This window comes from Streptomyces sp. NPDC025273 (assembly GCF_040638585.1).
In the GTDB taxonomy this organism is placed as follows: Bacteria; Actinomycetota; Actinomycetes; order Streptomycetales; family Streptomycetaceae; genus Streptomyces; species Streptomyces cinereorectus.
In genome coordinates, this window is sequence record NZ_JBEZYP010000037.1 from 1 (window position 1) to 18,579 (window position 18,579).

The 18,579-nt window shown below is 69.2% G+C and carries 16 protein-coding genes and 5 pseudogenes; 12 read left to right on the forward strand and 9 right to left on the reverse strand.

All coding sequences use genetic code 11. The features are described from left to right. The first annotated feature begins 607 nt into the window (after positions 1-607). From AB0F38_RS31155 to AB0F38_RS31165, 3 genes are all read left to right on the forward strand, one after another. Entirely contained in the window at positions 608-1,099 is a 492-nt protein-coding gene (locus AB0F38_RS31155; protein WP_030595727.1) for a hypothetical protein, read from the forward strand. Positions 1,100-1,161: 62 nt separating this feature from the next. Continuing rightward, entirely contained in the window at positions 1,162-1,926 is a 765-nt protein-coding gene (locus tag AB0F38_RS31160) for a thioredoxin domain-containing protein (RefSeq protein WP_361900738.1), read from the forward strand. Then, positions 1,923-3,005 carry a cytochrome c biogenesis CcdA family protein gene (locus AB0F38_RS31165; RefSeq protein WP_361900741.1) on the forward strand — a complete coding sequence of 361 codons (1,083 nt, stop codon included), beginning with the start codon at positions 1,923-1,925 and terminating at the stop codon, positions 3,003-3,005. Before AB0F38_RS31160 ends, AB0F38_RS31165 begins: the two co-directional genes overlap by 4 nt. Positions 3,006-3,366: 361 nt before the next feature. Here AB0F38_RS31165 and AB0F38_RS31170 read toward each other — a convergent pair whose 3' ends face one another. Continuing rightward, positions 3,367-3,687: a hypothetical protein gene (locus AB0F38_RS31170; protein ID WP_361900743.1), complete on the reverse strand. Its 321-nt coding sequence runs from the start codon at positions 3,685-3,687 to the stop codon at positions 3,367-3,369. Positions 3,688-4,881: 1,194 nt separating this feature from the next. Here AB0F38_RS31170 and AB0F38_RS31175 point away from each other — a divergent pair. After that, a complete protein-coding gene (locus AB0F38_RS31175; RefSeq protein WP_361900746.1) occupies positions 4,882-5,040 on the forward strand; it encodes a hypothetical protein in 159 nt (52 codons plus the stop codon). Between the two features lie 44 nt (positions 5,041-5,084). After that, positions 5,085-5,291: a hypothetical protein gene (locus tag AB0F38_RS31180; RefSeq protein WP_361900749.1), complete on the forward strand. Its 207-nt coding sequence runs from the start codon at positions 5,085-5,087 to the stop codon at positions 5,289-5,291. A gap of 317 nt (positions 5,292-5,608) precedes the next feature. On the opposite strand, the gene AB0F38_RS31185 is transcribed toward AB0F38_RS31180, so the two are convergent. Beyond that, positions 5,609-5,902 carry an RICIN domain-containing protein gene (locus AB0F38_RS31185; protein WP_361900751.1) on the reverse strand — a complete coding sequence of 98 codons (294 nt, stop codon included), beginning with the start codon at positions 5,900-5,902 and terminating at the stop codon, positions 5,609-5,611. A 7-nt stretch (positions 5,903-5,909) separates the two neighbouring features. Between AB0F38_RS31185 and AB0F38_RS31190 the strand changes: the two are divergent. Next, positions 5,910-7,069 (forward strand): annotated as a pseudogene (locus AB0F38_RS31190) (IS3 family transposase); the annotation flags it as partial. Between the two features lie 292 nt (positions 7,070-7,361). Further along, positions 7,362-7,631, forward strand: a complete 270-nt coding sequence (locus tag AB0F38_RS31195) for a hypothetical protein (RefSeq protein ID WP_361900752.1) — start codon at positions 7,362-7,364, stop codon at positions 7,629-7,631. 87 nt (positions 7,632-7,718) lie between these two features. Here the strand turns inward: AB0F38_RS31195 and AB0F38_RS31200 are convergent, their stop codons facing one another. Together AB0F38_RS31200 and AB0F38_RS31205 are read right to left on the reverse strand one after the other, a co-directional pair. Next, positions 7,719-8,294, reverse strand: a complete 576-nt coding sequence (locus AB0F38_RS31200; protein ID WP_361900754.1) for a transcriptional regulator — start codon at positions 8,292-8,294, stop codon at positions 7,719-7,721. Next, on the reverse strand, positions 8,294-9,886 hold the full coding sequence (locus tag AB0F38_RS31205) for a helix-turn-helix transcriptional regulator (RefSeq protein ID WP_361900756.1): 1,593 nt from the start codon (positions 9,884-9,886) through the stop codon (positions 8,294-8,296). Before AB0F38_RS31205 ends, AB0F38_RS31200 begins: the two co-directional genes overlap by 1 nt. 164 nt (positions 9,887-10,050) lie before the next feature. Here AB0F38_RS31205 and AB0F38_RS31210 point away from each other — a divergent pair, with 164 nt between their 5' ends. Continuing rightward, entirely contained in the window at positions 10,051-12,684 is a 2,634-nt protein-coding gene (locus AB0F38_RS31210) for a Helicase associated domain protein (RefSeq protein WP_361900758.1), read from the forward strand. Positions 12,685-13,202: 518 nt separating this feature from the next. On the opposite strand, the gene AB0F38_RS31215 is transcribed toward AB0F38_RS31210, so the two are convergent. From AB0F38_RS31215 to AB0F38_RS31225, 3 genes are read right to left on the reverse strand one after another with little or no spacing between them, the layout of a single operon-like run. Continuing rightward, positions 13,203-13,337, reverse strand: a complete 135-nt coding sequence (locus tag AB0F38_RS31215; RefSeq protein ID WP_361900760.1) for a hypothetical protein — start codon at positions 13,335-13,337, stop codon at positions 13,203-13,205. Then, positions 13,334-14,467 carry a pyridoxal phosphate-dependent aminotransferase gene (locus tag AB0F38_RS31220; RefSeq protein WP_361900761.1) on the reverse strand — a complete coding sequence of 378 codons (1,134 nt, stop codon included), beginning with the start codon at positions 14,465-14,467 and terminating at the stop codon, positions 13,334-13,336. The genes AB0F38_RS31215 and AB0F38_RS31220 overlap by 4 nt, the downstream gene beginning before the upstream one ends. Then, complete coding sequence (locus tag AB0F38_RS31225; protein ID WP_361900763.1) at positions 14,464-15,117, reverse strand: PAS domain-containing protein; 654 nt, start codon at positions 15,115-15,117, stop codon at positions 14,464-14,466. Before AB0F38_RS31225 ends, AB0F38_RS31220 begins: the two co-directional genes overlap by 4 nt. A gap of 667 nt (positions 15,118-15,784) precedes the next feature. On the opposite strand from AB0F38_RS31225, the pseudogene AB0F38_RS31230 reads away from it, so the two are divergent. Next, a pseudogene (locus AB0F38_RS31230) lies at positions 15,785-15,973 on the forward strand (hypothetical protein); the annotation flags it as partial. 158 nt (positions 15,974-16,131) lie between these two features. Then, a pseudogene (locus AB0F38_RS31235) lies at positions 16,132-16,353 on the forward strand (transposase); the annotation flags it as partial. Between the two features lie 90 nt (positions 16,354-16,443). Here AB0F38_RS31235 and AB0F38_RS31240 read toward each other — a convergent pair. Continuing rightward, positions 16,444-16,878: an Imm10 family immunity protein gene (locus AB0F38_RS31240; protein WP_361900765.1), complete on the reverse strand. Its 435-nt coding sequence runs from the start codon at positions 16,876-16,878 to the stop codon at positions 16,444-16,446. Positions 16,879-17,201: 323 nt separating this feature from the next. Further along, positions 17,202-17,683, reverse strand: a pseudogene (locus AB0F38_RS31245) (IS630 family transposase); the annotation flags it as partial. 231 nt (positions 17,684-17,914) lie between these two features. Here AB0F38_RS31245 and AB0F38_RS31250 point away from each other — a divergent pair. Both AB0F38_RS31250 and AB0F38_RS31255 read left to right on the forward strand, forming a co-directional pair. Then, positions 17,915-18,256 carry a helix-turn-helix transcriptional regulator gene (locus tag AB0F38_RS31250; protein ID WP_031089935.1) on the forward strand — a complete coding sequence of 114 codons (342 nt, stop codon included), beginning with the start codon at positions 17,915-17,917 and terminating at the stop codon, positions 18,254-18,256. Then, positions 18,253-18,486, forward strand: a pseudogene (locus AB0F38_RS31255) (hypothetical protein); the annotation flags it as partial. The gene AB0F38_RS31250 and the pseudogene AB0F38_RS31255, both read left to right, overlap by 4 nt. Between the last annotated feature and the right edge of the window lie 93 nt (positions 18,487-18,579).

Genomic DNA, 18,579 nt, shown 5'->3' on the forward strand with positions numbered 1-18,579 from the left:
ATGTCGCAGGAAGAACTGGAAAAGCTTTTCCTCGCCCTGGCCTGACCCCCCTCCCGCCTCCCTCTGTCATCCGCACGCCGGGTCGTCCGGCGAAAAACAGCGTGGGCAGGGTGGCCCACACATGCCGGGGAAGCAGCGGGCCGGAGAATCCATGAGGCGGTTGAGGGCACATCACGGTGTCCGGATCGCGCTCGCGTTCCTCGTAGTCCTGACAGCCTGGCTGTGCGCCGGCCGCGCCAGCGGCTCCGCCGGGGGGTCGGGGGTGGTCACTGCGGTGGAGGGACACGCCGCCGAGCGGCACCGGCCGATGGTCGATCATGTCCGGTCGACTGTCCTTGAGGACCGGTCCGCATCACGCCCCTGCGTCAAGAAATCGCTCGCCGTGGCGCAGACGGTCCGGGGCGAGATCTCGGCGGCCTCAGCGACGCACGTGATCGCTGGCACAGTCGGCGATCCGGTCCCGTGTCCGCCGCCTGGCCGGTGCCCGCCTGCGGAGTCCGCGGGGCGGCCGCCGCCTGTTTCCCTGTCCGCCCTTTCCGTTCTGCGGGTGTAGGCCGATCAGCTGATCGCGCCCTTCCCAGCCCGCAGAACGGAGTGTTCCCTTTCTATGTCTTCTTCTCGTTCGGTCCGTGGGGCGATGGCCGCGTTGCGCGGCTGGACCGCCCGCCGTTGGGCGGCCGCCATCACCGGTGCGCTGGCAACGGCTGCCATCACCGGTGTCCCGACGGCCGTCGTTCCCACCCCGTGGTTCTCCCGCTCGGTTCCTGTGCAGTGGTGGAACTACCCCGCCTGGGCCGTCACCGCCGCTCTCGCCGGCCTCGTGCTGGCCACCTACGTGGCGGCGGGCCCGTCGGCCCGGCCTACGGATTCGGATTCCGGCCGGCGTCTGGGCTACCTCGGCGGTGTGCTGTCGTTCCTGGCCATCGGCTGTCCTGTCTGCAACAAGGTAGTCCTCCTCCTCGTCGGCGCCTCTGGTGCGCTGAGCTACTGGGCACCGCTGCAGCCCCTGGTGGCGGTGGCGTCCGTCGTCCTGCTGGCCGAGGCCGCGCTGCGCAGGCTCGCCACCGAGGCCTCGTGCCCGGTGCCGGCCGTCGGCTGATCACCGCTTTCCCCCGCCGTCCTTCTTCCTTGCGCTTCCTTCACCCGTCGAAGGGGTTTCTCATGTCTTCGTCTTCTGCTGCGCCCACGTCTCATCCGTCCGGCCGGCGCCGCATGGTCGCAGCGGTCTTGGCCCTTCTGGTCGCCGCTCTCGCCGCTCGCCTGGCCATCACCGCCGACGGTGGTTCCTCCCCCCGCGCATCTGGAGGGGACATTCCGGCCCAGGCAGGTGGCACCACGGGCCAAGAGCCGGCGCCCCGGGACAGCGGTCTTCTCGCGCTCGCCCGCCGGGACGCCGAGGATCCGTTGGCGGTGGGCCGTGCGGACGCGCCCGTCGTGTTGATCGAGTACGCGGACTTCCAGTGCCCCTTCTGTGGCAAGTTCGCCCGCGACACCGAGCCGGAGCTGATCCGTTCCTACGTCGACAAGGGGATCCTGCGCATTGAATGGCGCAACTTCCCGGTCTTCGGACAGGAGTCGGAGCAGGCCGCCCGCGCCGCCTGGGCCGCCGGACAACAGCAGAAGTTCTGGCAGTTCCACGAGGAGGCGTACAGCAAGACCCGCGAACGCAACCAGGGAGCCTTCGCCGAGGACGAACTCGTCGCCATGGCCCGCGCAGCGGGCATCGCCGACATCGACAGGTTCCTCGACGACATGCGCTCCGACCGCGCGAAGACCGCGGTCCAGCGGGACCAGGCCGAGGGCTACCAGCTCGGGGTGACCAGCACCCCGGCCTTCCTGATCAATGACAAGCCCATCCTCGGCGCCCAGCCCCTCGCCGTCTTCGAGAAGGCCGTCGAGGACGCGGCAAAGGACGCCCGACGATGAGCGACATCGGGATCATCGCCGCCTTCCTCGGCGGCCTCCTCGCTCTGCTCAGCCCGTGCAGCGCCCTGCTGCTCCCGGCCTTCTTCGCCTACTCGTTCACCAGCAGAACCACCCTGCTGGCCCGCACGCTCCTGTTCTACGCCGGCCTGCGCGCCACACTCGTCCCCCTGGGCGTGGCGGGATCACTCGCCGGCCGCCTCTTCTACGGCCACCGCGACACCCTGGTCACCGTGGGCGGCTGGACGGTGATCCTGCTGGGCGTGGCCCAGGTCCTCGGCCTGGGCTTCGGCGTGCGGCGTCTGAGCGAGGCCGCCGGGGCACGCCGCTCGGGCTCGGCACGGTCGGTGTTCGTCCTGGGCGCGGTGTACGGGCTCGCCGGATTCTGCGCGGGCCCCATCCTCGGTGGCATCCTCACCGTCGCCGCCGTCGGCGGGAGCCCGGCACGCGGCGGCCTGCTCCTGGCCTGCTACGCCCTGGGCATGGCGCTGCCCATGTTCGTCCTCGCGCTGGAGCTTTCTCACAAGGGGTGGCCCCCATTCGTCGTCTCTCCACTCCCAGCCCTCTTTGGTGCTCCTGAAGAGGCCGTAGGGAATCATGGACAGAGCGAGCGGCAGGGCAAGCTTGCGAGCAGAAGCACGAATCCGGTCCTTCTCCTGGTCCGAAGACACGCCGCCGACCGTGGTGGCGTTCTCTTGCTCGACGAACCCGCCGCGGTCGACCTCAAGAGCAACGCACATGTCCACGCCGGTGGCGGTGCAACTCAACCGGATACGGAAGCGGGGCGGGAAGAGATGGCCGGCCACCTGTACCGGACGGCACTCGAACCAATCCTGGTCTCCGTCATGAAGACTGGAAGGCTCAACGATCAGATCTTCCGCCCAATAGCGGTTCACTCGGCTCCTCCACCACGAGTCCTGCGGAGCTCACCAATCAGCAGCAGACCGAGGGCTGTTGTCCCGCCGAACGCCACGGCGGCATCCCGTACGACCTTCGTGAGCGGCTCGGAGTCGACCTGGGCGAGGATCACGGCTGTGGCGGCCGCGAGCAGCCCGACCAAGACAGCGACCAGTACGCGGTAAGGGCTGTCCCGCAACTCCTGGCGGGCGCGCGACGACAGCTACGGCACCTCGCCGCGTTGTCGGAACGCCCGAATACGTCCAGTATTCGGGCGTCCCTCCGCCTTGCGATGCACCGCATCTGACGCCGCGCGCTGATCCACCAGGAATTGCGGGACAGCCCTTAGTGAGTAGATTGCACGGATCCACTCTCGCGGCATCGATCCGGGCAGTCCAGCGTTCCTCGGTCCGCCGAACACGAGACTAAAAGGTGGACAACCTCTGACCTGCGCAAACTCCACCGATGCCGTTGGAGCAGCATGAAAATGACACGGCCATTCGTCACGAGTGTCAGCACTAGTCCGTCACGGCCCGTCAGTGGCATCTAGCAGGTCACTACGGCTACGCCACTGACATCGAAATGACGACTCTCTACTGCCACTCCCCTGCAGACCATCACGCACTGGACTTTGTAGACCGCCCCGTCGGCCGGCTCATTGCCCTTCCACGCCAGGTGGCCCGGGGGCGGCTGCGGGTCGACCAGGGCGTACGAGCACTTGTCCGTCGGCTTGCTGCTGCCGGTCGAGGCCGGGGCCGCCCCGGCCGCCCCGGCCGGCCCGGACCCCGAGGAGCCCGACGAGCCGGAGGAGCCGCCGCCGGGTCCGTCGGCGTGCGCGGCCGGGGCCAGGGCCGAACGCCGCGACACGCTCGTCCACCGCCGCGGGAACCTGATCACCGAACTCGACAGCTGCCGCTCCCGCCTGGCCGTCCTCGAGGAAGCCGACAGGCCGGGCGACCTGGTCCCGGTGTCGTCCGGGGGCGGTGCCGGTGCGCACCAGCAGCCCTGGACACCCCCCAAACCGGCCGAGCCGCCGGAGCTCTCCCCGGCGAAGCAGCAGGAAAAGCCCCGCGTCCGGCCCGCTGTTCTCCTCATCGGCGGTGCGCTGGCCGTCATGCTGCTGGCCGGCGGCGCCGCCGTCGGCATCTGGGCAGCCGGCACAGCCAACACGACCATCCAAGCCGCGTCCCCGTCCCCGGCACCCCTCACCCCGACGCCGGCCACACCCAGCCCCACCACCCCGACACCTTCCAGCCCGGCACCCAGCACGGAGAGGGAACCGGGTACGGAGAGGGAACCGGGTACGGAGAGGGAACCGGGTACGGAGGCCTCGATACCCTCGGAGTACAAGACCTCCCCGCCCTCCGGCACGTCCCTCGGCAACGACCTGCCAGCATTCGAGGACGAGGGCTACCAGGCAGGGGCCCGGACGGTGAACCTGCACGACTACCCCGTCGCCCTGGACAACCTCACCAGCACCTGCGGAACAGTGGCGACCTGGCAGCTGGACCGCACCTACAAAAAAACTGGTCGCGGGCATCGGCATCTCCGACGACAGCGGCACCAACACCAGCGCGGAATTCACCATCTCCGTCGACGACCTCACACGCTTCCAACGAACCATCGCCGTAGGAGAAAGCGCCCAGACAGCAACCGCCGACCTCACCGGAGCGTTCCGCGTCACCCTGACCATCAACCACAACTGCGGGCGACACCCTCACCGCATGGCTCGACCCCGTCATCACCAAATAGGGACTCCCAGCGCAGGCCGGACAGGTACGACACCCGGCCTGCCCGCGGTCGATCACGGGCACCCGCGGGGGCCGTCCGCCGTGCCACCGGGAAATCAGGCAGCCGACCCTGCCCCCGGGTCTCCACAGGCCCCCTGAACCCGAACACGGAGTCGCTCGCCATGCGAACCCAACGCCGTGAACAGAGAGGCCGAGGGAGACCCTGCCCGGGGGCAGTCACGGCTTCCGCCTCAGCAGAGCGGCAACGAGACCGGGCAGCGCCCGCAGGACCGCGACGACATCGCCCCGGTGGGCACGGCAGATGGCGACGATGCAGAACCTTCTGCGCGCGGTCCGGCCGGACCGGTCAGCAGTACGGGGCGCCGTCCTCGTCCTCAAGGTCGCCGGGCTCGTCCTGGTCGTCGTCCTCGGCGAAGGTGCCGAAGGAGCCCCCGGGCGATCCGCATGGGTCGGGCAGAGGTGGGAATAGCCCAGGTACTCATGTCCGCAGAGTGAGCAATCACGGGGGAAATCATGACGAGTGACCGTCACGATGCGGCCGGCCCGGCTCGCCACACCCGGCGCCAGAAGATAACGGCTTGGTACGGCCGCAATGCGTTTTGGGCAGTCATAGGCGGCTTTTTGCTGCTGGTGGCGATGTTCTACCTGATTGCGCTCACCAACGACACCAGCGCCGGCGAGCCGTGCCCGACCGGCAAGGTCTGTGATTTCGTCCGTTGAGCTTGCCGAACCGGCCAAGCTCCCACCGGACGTCGTCCAGGTCGAGCGTCCGTGCCTCGTTGATCCGCAGTCCCAACGGCCTCGGCACGGGCAACAGCGGCCCTAGCGGCAGCCGTCTCCACCGTAGGCCACGGGTCACTACTGCACCACGCCCACCTGGCCGTTCGTGTGGTGCGTGCCGTCGGGCTAACTGGCCAAGCCACGAGGCCCAAGCGGCGGGGCGAGCAGTAGCCACTTCGCGCGGGATTCTCGGACCGGCAAAGCCGCGGTACTGCCGGCCGAAGGGCGCAGTCGGTAGCCGTCCTCATGCTGGGCGGTCATGACCAGTTCTGGGCTGGTGAGCTGTCGCAGCCTGCCTGGACAGCGATTGCGCCGTTGGCCTGGGAGCTCTCGCTGATTTGCAGGCATTGGCCGGAGTTCTGGTTGACGAGGTTCCAGTGTGTGCCGGTGGGGACCGGTTGCCAGCGCCAGTGCTGGGTGGCGGAGCCGTTGCACTGCCATTGGTTGGCGCTCGCACCGCTCTCCAGGGAGTCACGGCGGATTGTGAGCTGAACCGGATTTTGTAGCGGCCCTGAAGCCAGGCATGATCGCCTCGGCAGATGGGAGAACACAGGTCCGATGCCTGCACCACGGAAGTACCCCGACGAGCTGCGTGAGCGTGCCGTCCGCGAAGTCCAGACCTCCGGCCGTCCGGTCGCTCATGTCGCGAAGGACCTGGGCATCCACAAGGAGGCCCTGCGCGGCTGGGTCCGCCAGGCCGAGGCGGACAAGGGCGACCGGCCTGATCTGCTGACCACCGCCGAACGGACCGAACTGACCCAGCTCCGCAAAGAAATAGCCGAGTTGCGTCGGGCCAACGAGATCCTCAAGGCCGCCTCGGTGTTTTTCGCGAAGGAGCTCGACCAGCCCCGCACGAGGCTGACGCGGTGATCAACCACCTCCGCGACGACTTCGGGGTCGAGCCCGTATGCCGGGAACTGGACCTCTCGGTTTCGGCATTCAACGCCCGCCGTCGGCGCCCGAAGTCCGCCCGGCGCCTGCGCGACGAACAGCTCATCGAGCACATCCGCCGCATCCATGACACCTCCGGCGAGACCTATGGAGCCCGGCGCATCCACCGCCAGTTGCAGCGCGAGGGCCTCACCACAGCACGTTGCACCATCGAGCGTCTCATGCGCGAAGACGGCCTGGAAGGCGTGATCCGCGGGCAGCGGCGCCGCACCACGATCCCCGAGCCGACCGCGCCCAGGCCGCCCGATCTGGTCAACCGTCGCTTCACCGTTAGCCGGCCGAATCAGCTGTGGGTCGCCGACCTCACCTATATCCGCACCTGGTCGGGCTGGGTCTACGTCGCCTTCGTCCTGGACGTGTACTCGCGGATGATCGTCGGCTGGCAGCTCGCCACTCACATGCGGACCGATCTCCCGCTGGACACGCTGGAGATGGCCTTGTGGCGGCGGGGAATCAAGAAGGGCTCGGGTCCGATTCATCACAGCGATCGCGGGTCGCAATACGTGTCAATTCGGTATGGCGAGCGGTTGATTGAGGCTGGCGCGACGGCATCTGTCGGCTCCGTCGCGGACAGCTATGACAACGCGATGGCCGAAGCCCTCAACGGTTCCTTCAAGGCCGAGCTGATCGTGCATCAAGGCCCTTGGCGGGACGCTGACCAGGTCGAACGTGCCGTCGTCCAATGGGTCGGCTGGTACAACACCGAGCGCCTGCACTCCGCCCTCGGCTACCTCCCACCCGAGGAATTCGAGGCCCAGCACAACCGATCACAGGCAGCCCAAAGCGCCGCCCGAAACCCGAGAAACCGGCCGCCACGAAACTCGGGGCAGCTCAAGGGCGACTTTGGGCGTCGCGCAGGTCCTGCGGGAAGTTGAAAGCGGGAGAGTCTTGGATACCATCCAATGGCATGTCTGTTCGAATTCAGGATGCGAGCGGCGCACCCGTACCCCCGCACGAGTCACCCATGTGCCGAAGCCTTCCCCGCCCGGGCCGCCCCTGCCATCCTGAAACCGGCCCCGCCGCACCCCCGACGGCGGGGCCGCCACGGGGAGGCAACCAATGACGTGCGGACGCTGCGGCGCTTCAGCCACCCAGGGATCCGATGGATCCTGGACCTGCTCCAACCAGTGCGGCTGGTCCTCCACCGCGCCCCCGCCCGCCATCACCCCGGAGATCACCGCCACCAGGTGCCGCGGCTGCGAGGCCGAAGTCCACGGACTCGACGGCCGGTACGCGTGCGGGCTGTGCGGCTGGTCGAACCACTGGGACGAGGGACACCACCCCCTCCCTGCGGCCGGCACACCACCGTGGGGCCCGAACACCGGCTGAACACAGCGACGCGAGTGACAGTGGCCACGATGCGAAACGCCCCGCCTCCGGCAGCTCCGATGCCGGAGGCGGGGCGTTGTGCTGGGCTCAGGCGGCCCAGCCGATGGAGGAGACGTTGCTGTAGGCGTCGTACTCGGATCCGAGGTCTTGAATGATGTCGTCCCAGATGGCATCGAGCTCAGCCACGTCGTCGTCGATCCAGGCGTCGACGGCGCGGTCCCAGACCCCCCGGACGCTGATGCTGCGGCTGGACAGGTCCCGCTGGTGTTTGCCCTCCACGCGGGACTGGTCCACGGGGTTGATCTCGACACGGGTTCCGCGACCGTGGTTGTTGAGGCGCTTCTTGAGATCGGCTGCGACGTTGCGGCGGCGCAGGTCCCAGTACGCGGCATCCAGGCGGGACCGGTTGGCCTTGTTCGGGGTGCGTTCCTCGGCGAGCCAGGCCATCAGGGTGCGGGGGGAGACGTGGATGCCGGCGCGGTCCATCGCCTCGTATCCGGCATCGGTCTTGGTGAGGTAGTTCAGCCGGGCTGCAAGGCCGCGGTCGCTGTCGACGGGCGAGGCGATGCCGGTGACCATCTGCTCGATCGCGATGCCGAGCGCGTCCGCGCCCCGCACGCCCCGGGCGTTGTACATACCCAGGTCCATCCAGCGGCCGGCCATCAGCTGCTCACCGTGCCGACGATGTACTCACCGGACGCCTTGGCGTCACTGTGCTTGACCTTCATCTGGGAGACGCCCCGGCCCTCTGGGAACACCTTCCGCCAGTCACCGGTGACGTGGAGTTCGTCGGTGCCCATCATCGCGACGACCTCGAGCCCGGCCTGGCTGGCCTTGTATGCCTTGCCCCACAGGTTCGCGTATGCCTGGGAGTGGATGATGTGCATCCAGTCCGGGCGGACCATCTCGCGGTTGTGGATCGACTCCCCCATCGTCGAGATGAACTTGCTGTACATCGCCTTGACGTACTCCAGGGTCAGCGTGTCCCGGTTCTCGATCGCCTCGTCACGGGCGGCGGACAGCAGCTTGCGCAGGGCGTCCAGGAAGTTCTCCGTCGCGCCGGACGTCCACGACTCGTGGATGACCGGGGCGTCGACCAGGGCGTACTTCGGCCCCGAAAGACGCTGCAGGAGGCGCAGGGTGGCGTTGGTGACCCAGAGGGCGCCGGGCTCGTCGCGGTCGCCGATCGGGTCGGGCAGGTGCGGGTGAGCCCACGGTGCGGGGGTGATCAGGTGGACCCCGGAGCGCTTCGGGTCGACACCATCGGTGCCAGTGCTGTGCTCCAGCTTCCCGATCGGCAGCCAGCACTTGAGGGCCGACAGGTAGGCAGCGTTGACGTCCAGGGCGGTGACCTTGATGTCGCCGGGGGCCCGCAGGGAGTAGTCGGGGTGGTGGAAGCGCGGCCTCGCTTCCCAGATCTGGTCCGGGTCCTTCTTGGACGGCTTCTTCAGGATGTCGGGCAGGGCGGGGTAGGCGGTGTAGTCGTAGCGGCCGGTGGCCCGGGTTTCGTTGAACAGGTGCATGACGTCGGGGATCGCCCGCTTGATCAGCGCCTTCAACGCTGCTTCCTCATCCCCGCCCGCACGCTCGGCTTCCTCCTGGACGGCGCGGCTGATGAGGAGGGTGGTGTCGGCCTGGGCGCGGGCAGCGCTGCGGGCACGGCGCTCCGGTCGGCTGGGCAAGGGCACCGGAGCCGGTGAGACGGGCACGGGTGTGACGGCGGCCGGAGCAGGGACGGCCTGGGGGCTGGTGGACGCGGCCTCGGTGGCGGGCGCGGCCGGGGGCGAGGCAGGGCCGGCGGGCTGACAGAGCGCCCCGGAGTGCAGGGGGCGGCCGTCAGTGGACTGGTAGGTCGTCTCGACACCGCACCGGATACAGGGGCCGGGGTCGCCCTCGATGGCGCGCCCGTCCGGGCCGCGCAGCGTCTCCGCTGCGGCAGCGAACGCGGGCGGCACCGGGACAGCTTCCGGGGTCGGATCCGCGGTGGGCCCGGAAGCTGTTGCGGGGGTGGCCGGGTAGATCTCGGCGAGGCCCTTGAGCAGCTTCAGGTACGGCAGGCGTCCGGGCGGGGTCGGATCGGAGTGGCCGGTCTCCCAGTTGGCCACCGTGGTGCGCCCGACACCGACCGCCGCGGCGACCTGGGCCCGGGACAGACTCGCGGCCTCCCGCAGCCGCTGACGCTCAGCCGGAGGCGGGATCGACGCGTTCAGCCGGGCTTCCTCAAGCAGCGCTTCCACGCCGGTCTCTTGACTCATACCGCGACCCTAACGTATTTGGACGACTTCCGGCGCCAGATTGGACGTTCAGTGAACACATGTTGGGCAAATGCGCTACGGTCGTCGTCAGCACAACGGAACGGCGAAGCGGGAAGCAACGGCGTCCGGTGCTTCGGACGCCGTTGATCCCGGGAGTGGTGGACATGCAGGGTGTTATCGCACTTCGGCCGCATCAGGTCGAGGCCGTGGACTCGATCGTCGAGGGTCTGTCCCTCCCGTCGGACGGCTCCGTGCCCGCATCGGGTCAGCGCGGGCAGGTCCACATGTCCACCGGCTCGGGCAAGACGATCACAGCGGCCGTGGCCGCGCTGCGCATGGTCCCCCGGGGCATGGTCGGCGTCATGGTCCCCACCCTCGATCTCCTGACACAGACCGTGGAAGCCTGGCGGGCTGTCGGGCACACGGCCCCGGCCGTCGCGGTATGCAGCCTCGTCGCCGATCCGCTGCTGGACGCACTCGACGTGCGATGCACGACCAACCCCACCCAACTCGCCCTGTGGACCGGAGCGCAAACCGGGCCGATGCTCGTGTTCGCGACGTACGCGAGCCTGTCCCCGCAAGGCCTCATCGACGACCAGAGCGACCGGGACAGCGCGGAAGACGGCGCGGCGCCGGGGGCGCTGGAGCAGGCGATGCGCGGCTCGTACGGCCAGCAGATGCGCCCCTTCGACCTCCTGGTCGTCGACGAGGCACACCGCACGTCCGGGGACCTCGGGAAGGCGTGGGCGGCCGTGCATGACCAGCACCGGATCCCGGCGGAGCGGCGGCTGTACATGACGGCCACCCCACGCCTGTGGGAAGCGATGCCCGGCAGCGCCGGGTCGGACGAACTGGGCGGACGGCTGGTCGCGTCGATGGACGACGTCGGCCTGTACGGGCCGGTTCTGTTCGAGTTCGGGCTGATGGAGAGCATCGAGCGCGGGGTGCTCGCACGGTTCGAGATCGACGTCCTGGAGATCCGCGACCCGCAGGCGCCGGGGCCGGACGCGTCACTGGAGGAGCGGCGGGGCCGGCGCCTCGCCGCGCTCCAGGAAGCACTGCTCAAGCACGCCGACACCACCGGGGTGCGCTCCTTCATGACCTTCCACGCCCGGACCCTGGACGCGATGTCCTTTGCCCGCGCGCTGCCGGAGACGGCGGCGGAGCTCCACGCGACCGACCCCGTCGCCTACCCGGGCCGGGTCGGCGCGGAATGGCTCTGCGGCGAACACCCCGCCGCGCACCGCAGGGTCGTGCTCGACCGGTTCGCGGACGGCATCGACGCTGAAGGCTGGGTCACCGACCTCGGAGTCCTCTCCAGCTGCCGGGTCCTCGGTGAAGGCATCGACATCCGGGGCAAGCGCGGCGTCGGCGCCGTGGTGTTCGCCGACACCCGCAGCTCCCCCGTCGAGATCGTCCAGATCACCGGGCGCGGCCTGCGCCAGGACCCCGGAGAGGGCAAGGTCGCGCGGCTGATCGTGCCGGTCTTCCTGGAGCCGGAAGAGGACCCGTCCGACATGATGGCGTCCTCCAGCTACCGCCCCCTCGTCTCGGTCCTCCAGGGGCTCCGCGCACATGACGCCCGGGCCATCGAGCGCATGGCGCTGAGCACCACAACCGCCCGTGGGCAGGCCACATCCGTGGTCACCCTCGACCCTGTCCGCGAGGAAGGCGACGACGGCGACGACGACCAGGAGGAGCGGGAGGCGGCCGTCGCGGACAGCGCCGGCACCGCGCAGGGCGCTGAGGACGGCGCGGCCGGGGCCGCCGCCGAGGACGAGACCGGAGACGACGCGGCCGAGGAGGAACACCCCGGTAACAGCGTGCCGTTGCTGCGGTTCTCCCTCCCCCGCGATCCGGGGACCATCGCGCTGTTCCTGCGCACCCGGGTCCTGCACCCCGACTCCGAGATCTGGCTCACCGGCTACCACGCCCTGCGCCACTGGGTGCGCGAGCACGGCGACGCCCAGGTGCCGCTGGACGCGTCGGTGGAACTCGGCGAGGACCGCATCCCGTATGCGCTGGGCGCATGGGTCAGCGAGCAGCGCCGCGCGTTCCGGCTCGGGACGCTCAAGGCGTGGAGGGCCGATCTCCTGAACGAGGCGGGCATGGTGTGGTCGGTCGCGGACGCCGGATTCTGGCGCAACCTCACCGCGGCTCGGACCTATCACGCGGTGCACGGCACCCTCGCCGCCCCGAAAGACGCCTTGGTCGACGGGGTGGCGGTCGGTCAGTGGCTCGCCAACCTCCGCAAGGCCGGCGGGCTCGGCAAGGACGAGGAGCGGGCTGCGGAGCGGCGGGCGGCGCTGGAGAGCATCGACCCGGAGTGGCGCCCCGAGTGGTCCGTCGAGTGGCAGCGCCACTACGCCACCACGCGCGCCCTGCTCTCCGAGGAGCAGGGGCTCACCGAGGTACTGCCGGGTGTCGTCGTCCACGGCTGCGACGTCGGCGCATGGATCAACCGGCAACGCGAACACACCGTGTGGCAGGGACTGCTGCCCGAGCAGCGCGCGCGGCTGGAGGCTCTCGGGCTGACACCCCTGCCCGCAGCACCGACCAGGAAGACGGCATCGGCGGCTGGGGCGTTCGAGCGAGGCGTGCTCGCCCTGGAGCAGTACAGGGCGCGTACCGGGAGCGTGACCGTGCCCCGGGGCCACGTCGAGACCGTGGTGATCGGCGGCGAGGAGCACGGGGTCAAACTGGGTGTGTTTCTGACGAACAGCAAGACCCGGCGGGCCAAGCTGGCCGCTGACAAACTCGCCCAGCTCGCCGCGCTCGGGCTGGACTGGGTGGCCTGATCAGTCACACGGCGCCCGCCCCAGAGACGACTCCGGAGCGGGCGCCGTTTCCGTGCCAGGTGAGGCGGCCAGGGTGGTGGCGAGGAAGCGGGCGTAACCCCGCTCCGCGCGAGCCGACAGGGCGGGAGAGAGCGCCCCGAACGCGGGGCGCCGTCCAGAAAGGTCCGAGCCGGTGCCAGTGGGTGCGGGTGCGGTCATCGGTGCGTCCTCCGCTCGCGCGACAGTGCGTGTCCTGGCCGAACCAGGAGGCAGGGCGGCCCCGGCCGTACTGCTTCCCGTCACGGGGACCTAGGCGCGGGCTCTGACAGGCCAGTGGCTGGTGGCCTGAGACCCCCGCCTCGGCCCAGGACAGGAACCAGGACCACCACGCCCTGCCCGATTCCTGCGCTGCTCGTCGTCCCGAGCGGCGCTGGGGGCGGGCGGTGTCGCCGTAGAAGCCGGTGGCGATCTGACGGTGAATCTGGCGTGCCGGTGACCCGGCCGGCCTTGACATGGCAGTCGCCGCCGTCGTCGGGGAACTACAGGTGCAGCGGTGGCGGCACGGTGGTGCGGCCGTGGACATGGGCGATCAGCGTGTCACGGACGGCGGTGAAGACCAGTTCCGGGGTGGTGGCGCGCTTGGTCTCGGCGGTGCCGAGGACGGGTGGGGTCATCGGCTCTCTCGCAGCCACTGGGCGAAGGCGGCCAGGCCCGCTTCGGGGTGGGCGCGGCCAACCCCGATACGGAACCGGTCGGTGGGGGTAGGGGTGAGTTCGGAGCGGTAGATGCTGGCGGGCAGCAGCAGGACGCCGGCCTCCTCGACCAGGCGGGGGCAGAACTCCTCCACGCCTTCGGGGCCGCAGTAGCGGGGGTAGGCGACGCAGCCGCCGTCCGGGGCCTGCCACTCGAAGAGGCCGGCGAACTCGGCGAAGAACGCGTCGAAGAGCGGCAGGTTGGACGCGATGAGCGCCCGGTTGCGGTCCAGGATTGTGGTGCGGGCCTTGAGTGCGATGCGGGCCAGGACCTCGCTGGGGGCGGAGTTGCAGATGGTGGTGTAGTGCTTGGCCCGCTCCAGCCGGGACAGCAGCTTTCGGTCGCGGCAGGTGATCCAGCCGATCCGCAGGCCCGGCAGGCCGAGCGACTTGGAAGTCACGTTCAGCGACAGGGCGCGCTCGGACAGGTCGGCGGCCTGCGGCAGGGTGTGGGCCGGGTCGCGCTCCAGGCCGCGGTAGACCTCGTCGCTGAACAGGTGAATGCCGCGTTCGTCGCACAGCCGCGCCAGGTCGGTGAGGTCGGCGGCGCTGATGACCTTGCCGGTAGGGTTGTTGGGGAAGTTCACCGAGACGACTCGGGTGTTGGGGCGGAGCGCCGCCTTCACCTGGTCGAGGTCCAGGGACCAGTCACGGCCGGGGTCGAGGGCGACGCCGGTGACCTCGCACAGCGCCAGCGGCACGGTCTCGGCCGCTTGGTAGTTCGGAGTCACCACGACCGCGTGGTCGCCCGCGCCCAGCAGGACGTTCATCGCCAGGTAGAGGGCCTCCTCGGCACCCGCGAAGCAGATGACGTCGGCGGCGTCCGCCCGCTCATACGTCTGGGCGATCACCTCGCGCAGCGTCGGATCGCCGAAGGTCTCGGTGTAGCCCAGAGACAGGTTCTCGAACGCGGCCCGGTCCCGGTCGTCGGCAAAAGCGAGCAGTTCGGAGAGCGTCATGGTCTGGACATCGGAGGCGGTCAGGTGGTGGCGCGCTGTGAACTCCCACCGGGAGAGGTAGCTTTCCAGGCGGAAGTCGGGCAGTCGGGTCATGCTGTGTGGTCCCTTGCGCTGGGTGCTCTCAGTTCGGCCAGCAGGCTGTAGAGGGTGGATCGGGAGACCCGAAGGGCGCCGGCGACGACGGGGGTGGCGCGGCGTACGGCGAAGATCTTGGCCTCGTCCAGCCGGGCGAGGACGGCCAGGCGGTCGGCGCGGGTCAGCCGCTCCACCGGGCGGCCGCACTCTCGCACGTACGCGCCCACGATGTGCTGGACGCCCTCGTTCCAGTCCTGCTCGAACAGCGGCTCCGGCCGGCGCACGGTCGGGGCGCCGAACGCGGACAGCACGGCCGCGGCCTGCTCCAGCGGCGTGCGGTCGAGGTTGACGCACAACACCGCGGCGGCCTTCCCGTCCGGCTCGCGCAGGACCGCGCTGACCGACGACAGGCGCCGGCCGTCTGCGAGCAGCTTCTCGTACGGACCGAATACGTCCCGGGCCGACGGATCGAGCTCGTCCAGCTCGCCCAGTAGTGACGGGTCCCCCGGGCCACGAGAGGTCATCGGATTCCAGATCGCCAGAATCCGGTCGGTGTCCGGGTCGTGCAGCACCACCTCGGCGTACGGGCCGAGCAGCAGCGCGACGGCCTGACCCACGGGCGCCCACATCCGCGCCCGCGGATGCATGCTCTCTTCAACGGTCTCCATTTGGTGGACTATACGTCCAGTCTGGACAAACCGTCCAGAGCGCACTCTCGGAGTCTCGAACCACACCATCCGTCCGGACCGGATACGCGCCCACTGAGGCGACATGCTGCGCCTGGCCGGGTCGCTCACCCCGGGTGAAGCGCGCGGCCACGACCTGCCCTGCAACACTCCGAATACGGACCACGCCTGCGTGCACTGGCGCAGAACCTGGACTGAACCACCCCGTTTCGACTGGAGACACGACCTTCCCGTTACCCGAATGAGACGGCCGCTCTGCAGGCGGTCACGGAGGAGCTCGGCATCGGCTGGCGCGAGACGCTGCGGAACTGGCTGAAGCAGCACGAGATCGATGCGGGGCAGCGTCCGGGGGCGACGACGGAAGAGTCTGCCCAGCTCAAAGCGTTGAAGCGGGCGAACGAGATGGTGAAGGCGGCGGCGAGTTCCTTCGCGGCCGAGCTCGACCGGCCACACACACGCTCGTAGCGTTCATCGACGAGCACCGGGACCGCTTCGGCGGCGTCGAGCCGATCTGCAGAACCCTCACCAGGCACGACCGCAAGATCGCCCCTTCCACCTACTACGCCCACAACAGACGTCTGGCTGTCCCGTCCGCCCGTGCCGTGCGGGACGCGGAACTCAAGGAACTGATCCGCCAGGTCCACACCACCGCGAGCGCAAGGGATGGATCGGGATCGGCGCCGGCGTCATCGCGCTGGGCCTGCACGGGGCGGTGGCGACATTCCGGTCCGACGACAACTTTGGCCGCATCCTCGCCGCGTACGGCGGGTTCTCCGTCGCGGGATCGATCGCCCGGGGCATGATCGCCGACGGCTGCCGACCCGACCGCTACGACGTCACCCTTGCCTGGCATGGGTGCCGGGTGCGGGTTCCGGTGTGGCAGGCGGGAACAGTGGGCGAAACAGGCAAGGGCAAGGCGCAGGTGGGAGACGGTGACCAGGCTCGTGCGCGTCGTACGTATGGCGGGCCGGAAACGCTCACGCGGGTAACGGGGACACCGGCCCGTCGCCGGTCGGCCGGCGGAAGACGGGCAGCAAACACCACCTGATCTGCGACGGACGTGGCACCCTACTCAAGGTGATCACGACCGCGGCCAACGTCAACGACGTCACCCAGACCCTCGCCCCGGTCGACGGCATCCCGCCGGTCACGGGCCGCCCCGGCCGACCCCGCCGCCGACCCGACGCCCTGCTCGGCGACAAGGGGTACGACTCCAACTTCATGGCTGCACTCCACCTTGCTGCCATTCTCATTTGGGCCAGGCGATAACCCTCTGTCTCAGCGATGGCCATCCGGCGCGCGCTCGGGTCACGTGAGGTTCATGACGGGGACCTTCAGTGAGTTCCCGTATGTGAGTACCTTCTTCAAGCCCTTCCGAAGCTCATCGATGTCGATGTCTGGGTCGATCCCCAAGGTGATTATTCTGGACGGCAGTTCCAACTCATCCACGGAATCGGCCCGGAAGTGGAGGGTGAGCTGACCTGGCAGCAGGGTTGTCTCTTCGAGACCGCCGTAGTCGACGCCGTCGCTCTCCGACACGATGCAGTAGCTGTCCAGCTCGAGATCGATCTCCTGCTGACCCGGTTCCTCGATCATGCGCTGCAGATCGAAGTATCGGGCGTCCTCGGTGTCGTCCTCGGCGATGAACACGGTGAATGTGTGCCCGGGGACCGCCTCCCCGGACTCCAAGTACCGGATGGTCCAGTAAGGAACGTTCGGATCGGCCATCTGCCACTGCTCCATGCCTTGGAGTCCCTTCTGCCACGGAGATCGCCCGCCTTTCCGAGGTCCCGTTCGAGGCGGTTGACCTGGATCACCAGGGCCGACTGGTGGATGCCGAGATCTTGGGCTGCTTCGGTGAGGGTCGGATAGGGCTGGGCTGCCAGGAATCGCGCGAGTCGTTGCCGAGCGTATGGGCCGGTGAGGGCTTTGCGGAGGATGGCGCGTCCTCCGGGTCCACCCAGTTTGAAGCTGGCCCGTCCTCGTCGCTGGCGATGCGGGCGAGGGCTTCGTCAGCGAGTGCCCGAAGGTCGGAAGGGAACACGGGCATAGGTGCTTCCGGACCGTAGGTCGTAGGCAGCGAACAGGTGCCGGACCCCGTGCGGGCGGGTGTAGGGCGCCCGCCGGCGGGGCCTCGGTTCCCGGGCGGGGTCCTTGTGGCTGCCGCCGCGTTCGGTCCACTGCCGCCCGGGGTGGGGATGGAGGTTGAGCGGCCCGAACTCGTCGATGCAGAAGACGACTTCGGCTCGCCTTCCTCGGGTATGACCTCACCGTCGGCGATCGCGTAGAGGTGTTCGACCTGGGCCTTCTTGGCCGCGTAGTCGTGTGAGGTCTTCCAGGTCTTTGTGCATTGAAATCAGACGCCTTCCTCGCGGAGCAGGGCCCGAAGGCCCTCGTGGCTGATGTCGTCAAACGCCCCCTCGGCTACCAGGAAGTCGGCCAGCTTGGCTGGACTCCAGGTCGAGAACGGCAAGCCGTGCTCGGCTGGCTTGGACTTGGCGATCTTCTTGATCTCCCGGCCGGTCCCGGCGAACAGGGTCTGGTCCATGGAAGATTCAACAGAGGCGAGACGGGTCCGGCGGACACGGTGGGAAGCACATTCCGCTCGGCCCGGACCAGGTCGCGGTGAGCATCCGCCAACGCCGCGCGGGTGCGTCGAGGAGATCGCCGTCGCGCCCGCCGGCCGGGAGAGGGTGACGCTCGCCGCGGGCGTGGAGGTGCTGCCGTTGATCACCCAGGGCTGTCAGATATATTTCGTAGCTCGATATATGCTCGATGCATGCGCAGACAGAATCCTCCCTTGACGGAACCGCAGTACTTCATCCTTGCTGCACTCATGGATGGTCCGTTGCACGGTTACGGCATCATCAAGGCTGCCGAGCAGGCCACCGACGGGCGGCTCAGGATCGCTGTCGGCACTCTCTACGGCGCGCTGGAGCGGATGGAGCGGGCCGGGCTGGTGGCCGCCGGCCATGAGGAGATCGTGGACGGGCGGGCGCGGCGCTACTACCGGCTCACCGAGGACGGCACCGAGGCGCTCGGCCGGGAGGCGCTGCGGATGCAGCAGGCGGCGGCCGTCGTCATCGGACACTCGCGGGATGCCGGAGCGGCCCCGGCATGAACCGTCTGCTGCTTGCGGCCTATCCCGAGCCCTACCGTTCCCGGCAGGGAGAGGAGGTGCTGGCCTGCCTGTCCGAGGCGTACCCCGGCCGCTCCTGGCCCCCGCCGCGGGAAGTTGCCGCCCTGGTGCGCGCCGGGGTGCAGGCCCGCGCCCGTGCCGTCGTCGACGACACGGCCCGGCCGTGGTGGCTGGACGGCATCCATCTGGCCGCCCTGGCCCTCGCCGCGCTAGTACTCCAGTCGTGCTTCTCCATTTGTCCTGGTCACAGGGCCTTTCTGGAGTCTAGTTTGCTGACGCTCTATCAGGTGGGTGGAGGTTCGTGA